2 protein-coding genes are annotated in these 767 nt (G+C 46.2%); both read right to left on the reverse strand.

The features are described 5' to 3' along the window. Positions 1 to 113: DUF3037 domain-containing protein (locus HP546_RS31965; protein ID WP_172233789.1), on the reverse strand; the 113-nt coding region annotated here is incomplete at its 3' end. A gap of 2 nt (positions 114 to 115) precedes the next feature. Next, positions 116 to 767: hypothetical protein (locus tag HP546_RS30780; protein ID WP_172233792.1), on the reverse strand; the 652-nt coding region annotated here is incomplete at its 5' end.

The raw sequence follows: 767 nt of genomic DNA on the forward strand, positions 1-767 counted from the left end.
AATAGTCGGATGTCAAAGCGCGGGCTGCTATATATAAGTATGCCTATATTGACAATCTCGCCGCGCTTGGGGCTTGGCATATATCTTATGAGAGAGTAATCGTAGGTAATCATTATTACAGCATCCCTTTGAGAAAATCGATCCGATCGATTCGAGCTTGAGAACCCCACCACTCCAGGAACTCTTGCCGATCCTTATCAGACATCCAAGCCTCAGGAAAATTCAGAATTATAGCCGCAGCATCTTCTTTGGTCAATTTCGCGATCATGTCTAAGCATTTTATCGCTTCGTCTCGATCAAATTGCTTGTAGTGTTGAATGTGTTGTATGGAGCTGGACGTGTTATTAGACTCAACAGCTGCTTCGTAACCGAATGGGTTGAACGCAAACCATGCCCTACTGAAGTCAAAAGCTAGCGCTATTTGACCGCTGTAGCTAGGGCGGAAAATATAGTTTCCGAAGTGTCGGTCTACGTTGTTAACAAATAGGTCTAATGCATATACGCGGCTGAAGAAAGTTTTGAGTCCGACAACGGGAATCTCCCCCTTCAGAATCCTCATGACCTGGATGCCTTCCTTCAGGGTAGAAGCGCCTCCTTCCCATACCGATCCGAATGCATGAGATCCGTCGTGCAGTTCGATCACATCAAAATCTGGGGTGGCGATTAAGACCAATCTAGCAAGCTGGTAGCAGAATGCCTCTGAAGCGGGAATCTTACCGTTTCCGTCCATAACAGTTTTGATCGCATAGTCTTTACCGTTTGCGGCA

The organism is Pseudomonas sp. CM25 (genome assembly GCF_013179705.1).
GTDB lineage: Bacteria > Pseudomonadota > Gammaproteobacteria > Pseudomonadales > Pseudomonadaceae > Aquipseudomonas.